The sequence below is a fragment of the Streptomyces humicola genome, from assembly GCF_024436035.1.
In the GTDB taxonomy this organism is placed as follows: domain Bacteria; phylum Actinomycetota; class Actinomycetes; order Streptomycetales; family Streptomycetaceae; genus Streptantibioticus_B; species Streptantibioticus_B humicola.
On sequence record NZ_JANFNG010000057.1, the window covers coordinates 1 to 6,995 of the forward strand.

The 6,995-nt window shown below is 68.8% G+C and carries 5 protein-coding genes and 2 pseudogenes; 4 read left to right on the forward strand and 3 right to left on the reverse strand.

Annotated elements, in window-relative coordinates:
- The 3 genes and pseudogenes from NGB36_RS32740 to NGB36_RS33570 form a co-directional block, all read left to right on the forward strand.
- A pseudogene (locus tag NGB36_RS32740) lies at positions 1-508 on the forward strand (IS5/IS1182 family transposase); the annotation flags it as partial.
- Positions 509-516: 8 nt separating this feature from the next.
- Positions 517-768, forward strand: a complete 252-nt coding sequence (locus NGB36_RS33565; RefSeq protein WP_255924298.1) for a hypothetical protein — start codon at positions 517-519, stop codon at positions 766-768.
- Positions 744-1,100 (forward strand): transposase, encoded by a 357-nt coding sequence (locus NGB36_RS33570; protein WP_255924299.1) that lies wholly within the window; start codon positions 744-746, stop codon positions 1,098-1,100. The genes NGB36_RS33565 and NGB36_RS33570 overlap by 25 nt, the downstream gene beginning before the upstream one ends.
- An 8-nt stretch (positions 1,101-1,108) precedes the next feature.
- Here NGB36_RS33570 and NGB36_RS32755 read toward each other — a convergent pair.
- Both NGB36_RS32755 and NGB36_RS32760 read right to left on the reverse strand, forming a co-directional pair.
- A pseudogene (locus tag NGB36_RS32755) lies at positions 1,109-2,682 on the reverse strand (IS4 family transposase).
- Positions 2,683-2,906: 224 nt separating this feature from the next.
- Positions 2,907-4,373: an MFS transporter gene (locus tag NGB36_RS32760; protein WP_255924301.1), complete on the reverse strand. Its 1,467-nt coding sequence runs from the start codon at positions 4,371-4,373 to the stop codon at positions 2,907-2,909.
- Positions 4,374-4,600: 227 nt separating this feature from the next.
- Here NGB36_RS32760 and NGB36_RS32765 point away from each other — a divergent pair, with 227 nt between their 5' ends.
- Positions 4,601-5,041, forward strand: a complete 441-nt coding sequence (locus tag NGB36_RS32765; protein WP_255924302.1) for a GlcG/HbpS family heme-binding protein — start codon at positions 4,601-4,603, stop codon at positions 5,039-5,041.
- A gap of 344 nt (positions 5,042-5,385) precedes the next feature.
- On the opposite strand, the gene NGB36_RS32770 is transcribed toward NGB36_RS32765, so the two are convergent.
- Entirely contained in the window at positions 5,386-6,840 is a 1,455-nt protein-coding gene (locus NGB36_RS32770; protein WP_255924303.1) for an MFS transporter, read from the reverse strand.
- Between the last annotated feature and the right edge of the window lie 155 nt (positions 6,841-6,995).

Below are 6,995 nucleotides of genomic sequence, written 5' to 3' on the forward strand. Positions count from 1 at the left end.
CACCGACCGCGCCCACGTACTGGCCGCGATCCGGTCTCTGAACCGGCTGGAGTTCGTCATCGAGACCTTGCGCGCGGCGCTCAACACGCTGGCCGCCGCGTCCCCCGACTGGCTGACCAACCACGCCGGGGCCGCGTGGTTCGACCGGTATGCCACCCGGCCGGAGGACTACTGGCTGCCGTCCGGTAGGGCCAAGCGCACGGAACTGGCCGAGCAGGCCGGCCGGGACGGGATGCGCCTGCTGGCCGACGTGCAAGCACCGGAGGCACCCGGATGGCTGCGCGAGCTGCCCGCCGTCCAGACCCTGCGCCGGGCATGGGTGCAGCAGTACGTGCTTGATGACGGGGGCGAGGTGCGGTGGCGGGACCCAAAAGACTGCCCGCCGGGCGCCCTGCGCCTGGTCAGCCCCCATGACACCGAGGCCCGAGCGAGCATCAAACGCGACATCAAATGGGACGGTTACAAGATCCACCTCACCGAGTCCTGCGACCCGGACACGGCCACCTGATCACGAGCGTGCCGACCAGCGACGCCACCGTCCCCGACATCAAAGCCACCGACACCGTCCACGACAGCCTCGCCGCCAAGGACCTGCTGCCCGGCGAACACCTGCTGGACTCGGGCTACATCGACCGTCCCCGCATCGTCACCGCCCAGACCCGGCACGACGTCACTCTGACCGGCCCCATCAAGGGCAACACCACCGCCCAGGCCATCGGACCTACGGGCAGGAAGCGTTCACCGTGGACTGGGACAACAAGACCGTGACCTGCCCGAACGGCAAGACCACCGGCCAGTGGCGCGACGCACTCTCGCACCGCGGCACCCCCGTCATCCGGATCCAGTTCTCGCCCAAGGACTGCCGCTCCTGCCCCTCCCGGCCCCAGTGCATCAATTCGGCCACCCGGCCGCACTGGGAGATCACCCTCCGGCCCCAGTCCGAACACGAAGCCATCCAGCAGGCCCGCATGGCACAGGGAACCCCCGAGTGGCGGGAACGCTGCGCAGCCCGCAACGGCATCGAGGGCACCATCTCCCAAGTCATCCACGCGACCGGCCTGCGCCGATGCCGCTATCACGGGCTCGCCAAGACCCAATGACGGGAACTTTAGGTTCGCCATCTCCGTGTCCGGTCGGTGGCTGTGGTGATGGAGATGGCGATCTTCGCGTTGGTGATCGGGGTGTTCTTCCTGGTCATGTTGTAGGCGAAGGTCGAGATCGGGCGTTTGACGCGGCGGGGCAGGATCCTGGTCGGGCGGTGCGACGGCGCCACCTCGCGTGGGTGCAGGATGGCGCGGCGGATGTCAGGGGTGGGCTGGCAGCCGTGAGGTGCCGTCGTCCCGGCCGCGGTGATCACGGTATGGCGGGCAGTCCGAATGGTGACGGCCAGTGAGATCCGGGACGGATCGATCCCGGCGTGGGTGGCGGCGTCGACGGCGATCCGCCGTGCGACCTGGTAGACGACGAGCAGGCCGAGCAGTTCCTGACGGGCGTCGTCGGTGTGGTGTGAGCGCAGCACGCGGTCAGACCCGCGCAGCGTGATCTTCAGCCCGGAGTACGCGGTCTCGGCCTGCCACCTTCGGTGGTAGAGCTCGGCGAGTTCGGCAGCCGGGTAGCGCCGGTGGTCCAGCAAGGTGGTGAACAGTCGCAGATTTGTGGTCGTGTCCGTGCCGTCGGCGGCACGGACCACCACCATGGCCTCGATCACGCGGATGGCGACACCGGCGATCTGTGGTGGTGCCGTGCGCTTGTGGCGGCTCCACCGGCGCAGCCGGTCGCGTTCATTGGTCCCGGTGGACATCGAGAGGTAGGTGCCATCGGGAAGGGCGTGGAGCACCGGCGGCTGCAGGTCGGCGCTCATCCGCCACGGCAGTTGCGCCCCAGTGACCGCTGCCGACCGCGCCAGTGCGAAGCCCTTGCTGCCCCGGTCGGCCAGCACCAGCATCCCCGGCCTCAGCGCCCGGCACAGCATCGTGCACTGCGCCTCTTCGGCCTGGGTCCACGGCCCGAGTACCGCGTCGATCAGTGCCCTGGTGCCGCACTCGACCAGCGCGGACAGCCGGATCATGGGGAAGCCGCAGACCCCGTTCCTTCCGGAGGCCCGGCCGCAGTACGACCGGTTGGCCTCGCTGTCCGCGACCAGGATGCCTGTACTGTCCCAGGCCACCGTGCGAAGTCCCCGCCACCATGATCCAGCCGCGTCCTCGGCCGCCACCGCCCCCTTCACCCGGTCGAACAGTACGGACAGCGGCTCCGAGCCGAGCCGGCGTCGGGCCCGGCGCAATGCCGCAGCGGACGGATCGACGTCCGGCATGCCCGGCGCAGCGACCAGCGCGGCCCACACGCCTCGATACCCGCACTCGCCGAACAGCGCCATGGCCAGCACGAAGTAACCACCACCCGCGCGGGCAGCTTCCGCACCCGCACCTGCACACGTTCCGTCTTCGCCAGCACCTCGTCCACCAGTGACGGCGTGATGACCTGCGTCAGCTCTCCCAAGTGCCCGGCCGCGAAGGCCCTCCCGCCAGCATCGACGTGTGCGGGCATGCCAGACTGAACCAATGGGGCTCCTCGTAGCAACGGTGTCTTGGTCGACTTCCGTCCTACGCGGAGCCCCGCCTCTCCTACATCAACTTCGCCGAACCGCTTGACAATAGCCCAGGACTGCAAACTTCCTGGCATTGCGCCAAGACCCGTCTCCAGCACCAGCTCACCGCAACCGCGATCAACCTCGGCCGCCTGGATGCCTGGACCACCAACAGGCCGCGAGCCCGCACCCGCACCTCCCACCTGGCAGCACTTCGCCCCGCCGAGCACAAACCCGACGGGGCGAATTAGCCAACAGCATCCCAGCAAGAACGGTCAGGGGCCGCGCCCATGCACTGTCTCCGCGTCACACGGGCCGATCACCGATGCAGCGCTGCATCAGTGGTCTGCGCCTCACGTGGCATCGCCTGGCTCGCCTTGGGCCTGTGGATGGACCATTGTGCAAGCCCGGCGGCGACAAGGGCGGTGATGGCCAGCGCGGCAGTAATGGCGGTGAACGCATGGATCGCCACGGCACGGCCTGCGTGCGGCGCGAGATCGAGGTAGACCGTGCCGAACGCGGCGACGCCCAGAGACCCGCCCACTTGGATCGTGGTGTTGAACAACCCACTGACATCCGCGGCGTACTGATCGGTCACCGTACTGGTCAGGTGGCTCAGCGTGCCACTGAAGCCGGCGCCGTATCCGAGACCGCCGACCCCGAGGAGGATGATCAGCAACGCGTCATTGTCGGCGAGGCCCAGCGTGAGAGCGCCGGCCATGCCGGCGAAGCCTGCAGCCAGGACGACCCTCCCGATCGGCGCAGCCAGCCTCTTGGCACGAAGACCGCCCCGGCCGAGCAGCGGACCCGAGACACCGAACGCGGCGACCCATGACACCAGTGACAGCCCGGAGAACGCAGCGCTCTTCCCCAGGCCCTGCTGCAAGTACAGCGCGAGGACGAACAGCAACCCGAAATAGGTGGCAACAGTGGCGGCCTGCGAGATCAGTGCCAGCGCCACCGGCCTGCGGGTCAGCAGTGCAAGGGTGATCAGCGGGTAGCCGCCGCTCGCCACCTGCTGACGCTCCACCCGGACGAACAGCACAAAAGCGGCCACGCTGCCCGCCAGGCAGACCCACGTCCAGGCCGGCCAGCCGACCTCTCGCCCCAGCACGAGCGGCACCACGAGCAGTAGCAAGGCCGTGGAGAGGGTGGCGACACCGGGGATGTCGAGCCGCTTGCTGCGCTTCGGCTCGTCAGCGGGCAGACAGATCCACGAGATCACCACCAGCGCAATGCCGATCGGAACGTTGATCAGGAAGGCAGGACGCCATGTCGTGCCGAACAGGTTCGCGGAGATCAGCACACCGCCAAGGACCTGACCGAGGACCGCGCTGGTGGAGAGCACCGCCGTGTAGAGGCCGAGAGCCCGGGCCCTCGCCCGCCCCTCGAAATGGAGCTGAATGCCGATCAGCACCTGTGCGGTCGTCAGTGCGGCGCCGGCGCCCTGGACGATTCGGGCGCACAGCAGCACAGGGGCCGTGGGGGCGAGGCCGCAAGCGCAGGACGACAGAGTGAACAGCACGAGTCCGACCAGATACACCTTCCGGTGGCCACGCATGTCACCGAGCCTGGCGCTGGTGATCAACAACATCGCATAGGTCAGCGTGTAGCCGGAGACGATCAGTTCCAACTCGCTGCCGGAGGCATGAAGGTGGTCCCGGATCGACGGTGTCGCGATGTTGACGATCGCGATGTCCACGCTGCCGAGAAACATCCCACCGAGCAGCGAGACGAGCAGCCAGCCCGACCTGCCCGAGCGTCGTGTGTTCGGTTGTGCTCCCATGAAAGAACTCCGGAGAGGTCGCCTTGTCTGACATCTGATGTCGGCTGGTCCCGACGGCCTGCCGATACCGGGAGAACCCCGCCGAGGCGCAGTCCGTTGCACGACCTGCGTCACCAGCGCCTACGCGATGACGGCGCCAGTCCGGGCCGCCATGCAACGGCCGCGCGGCGGACGGTGTTCTTTTCTCCGAGACGCCCGGAAGCACCGTCCAAAACGGAGGGATCACCATGAGCAACATCGCCCAAGCCGAATCCGCTGTGCTTGCAACCCGCAGCATCAGCCTGTCCGGTGCACAACGAGTAATCAGCGCCGCACTGGAGCGCGCAGAGGAGCTGGACTGCCGGGTCTCGGTCGTGGTGATCGACGCCGGAGGCAACGTGTCGGCGCTGGCAAGAACGGACGGCACAGCGGCCACCGTCACGACGGTGGCGCTGAACAAGGCCAACACTGCTCTCACCGTCCGTGAGGCGACCGATGTGTTCGTCCAGGCCATACAGGCGAACCAGGTGTTGGTGACCAGTCTGGCCGGCCAGCCGGGCATGGCGCTGATCGCCGGCGGACTGCCGCTCACCTTGGGAGAAACCGTGATCGGAGCGATCGGGGTCAGTGGCGCCCGGGACGGGAAGGACCTTCTCATCGCCCGCGCCGGAGCGGCGGCGCTGGGCTGAGGCACGGTGGGCGGTGAGGGTCGGCCGTTGCGCACGCGCATGCCCTCGCCGGTGGTATCCAGTTGGCGCTTTTCATCCGTGCAGCGCTGGTTGCGGGGGCGGAAGTTGTCGCGTTCGTCGGTTTGTGGAAGACCGGCCAACAACTAGCCGTATGAGTCCCCTTGCTGCGGTCGGCGTCTTCTGCGAGGGGTCTGGCTCGCCATCGGCCCTTCTCCTGCCAGCCGGCCGAGGAGGGGCGGCATGGACCGCGGATGGCGACAGTACAGATCTCTGGTCCGGCAGGGGCGTTCGCCCATCGGTCGCTCGTGTTCCTCGCGCTTGTACCAGTCTCCCCGCCCCGCCGGTCAGGCGCCGGCCTTGGTCCGTTCCGGCTCGGGAGAGGCCGCGGCCGGAGCGGAGGGCTTGCTGGTGATCGCCAGGCGGCACACCACAGCGGCCACCAGAGCGACGGCGCCGAGCGTGAGGGTGACCACCGTGAATCCGTGCACCGCGGCCGCCCGTCCGCCGTGGGGCACCAGGTCCAGGTAGACGGTGCCGAACGCCGCCACCCCCAGCACGCCGCCCACCTGCAAGGTCGTGTTGAACAGCCCGCTGGTGTCCGCCGCGTACCGGTCCTCAACCGAGCTGGTCAGATGGGCGAGAGTGCCGCTGAAGGCCGCCCCGTAGCCCAGTCCGCCGAGGCCGAGCAGGGCCGTCAGCAGCACACCGCTCGTGGTACCGGCCAGCAGGCCCGCGCTGATGCCGGCGAAGGCGATCGCGAGCACCACAGTGCCGATCGGCGCCACCCACCGGTTGACGGCAGCGGGCGCATGGGCGAGCAGCGGGCCGGAGACGCCGAAGGCGGCCACCCAGGAGACCAGCACGAGACCCGAGTAGGTGGCGCTCTTGTGGAGTCCCTGCTGCAGATACTGCGCCAGGACGAAGAGCAGCGCGAAGTACGTGGCCCGCGTGGCGGCCTGGGAGACCAGGGCGTGCACCACGGGCGGGCGTCGGAGCAGCGCCAGCGTGATCAACGGCTGTCCGCCGCGTCGGCCGACGCGGCGCTCGACTCCAGCGAACCACACGAATGCCGCCAGGCTCGCGGCGAAGCTCAGCCACGTCCACAACGGCCATCCCGCGTCCTGGCCCAGCACCATCGGTAGCACGAGCAGCAACAGCGCCGTGGACAGGACGCCCACGCCCGCCAGGTCCAGCCGCTGGGTGCTGGGCCGGCCGTCCGTGGGGAGGAAGTGCCTTCCCATCAGGATCAGACCCAGGCCGATGGGCACGTTGATCAGGAAGATCGGACGCCATGCGGTGCCGAACACGTCCGCCGAGACCAGGACCCCACCGACGACCTGTCCGAACACCGCGCTGCCGGAGAGTACCGCCGTGTACAGCCCCAGCGCCCGGCTGCGGGCGCCTCCCTGGAAGGTGAGCTGAATGCTGGTCAGGACCTGCGAGGTGAGCAGCGCGGCCCCGGCGCCCTGCACGACGCGCGCGGCCACCAGCAGCACGGGTGTCGGCGCCAGGCCACAGGCGAGGGAGGCAAGCGTGAAGACCGTGAGGCCGATCAGGAACATGCGCCGATAGCCCCGCATGCCGCCCAGCCGCGCACTGGTGATCAGCAGCACGGCGTAGGTGAGGGTGTAGCCGGAGACGATGAGCTCCAGTTCGGCACCGGAGGCATGCAGGTGCTGCTGGATCGAAGGAGTGGCGACGTTGACGATGGCGATGTCCACATTGCCGAGAAACATGCCGCCGAGCAGCGCGGTGAGCAGCCATCCCCCATGCCGTGGCCATTGCGTGCCCTCAGTCATCGAGCCTCTCTTCACATGAGCCGGCGTGCCTGGTCCGTACCCGAGTGAACAGGAAGAGGAGGGAGAGGGCTGGCGGAAATCGGACACGGCATTCCGATCAGCCGGGCTCCGCCGGGCTCCGCCGGGCTCCGCCGGGCTCCGCCGGGCTCCGCCGG

Bases quoted from the DNA above. Each gene is read 5' to 3' on its own strand.
- NGB36_RS32760 (WP_255924301.1), bottom strand. From the start codon at position 4,373: ATGGGAGCACAACCGAACACACGACGCTCGGGCAGGTCGGGCTGGCTG.
- NGB36_RS32770 (WP_255924303.1), bottom strand. From the start codon at position 6,840: ATGACTGAGGGCACGCAATGGCCACGGCATGGGGGATGGCTGCTCACC.
- NGB36_RS32765 (WP_255924302.1), top strand. From the start codon at position 4,601: ATGAGCAACATCGCCCAAGCCGAATCCGCTGTGCTTGCAACCCGCAGC.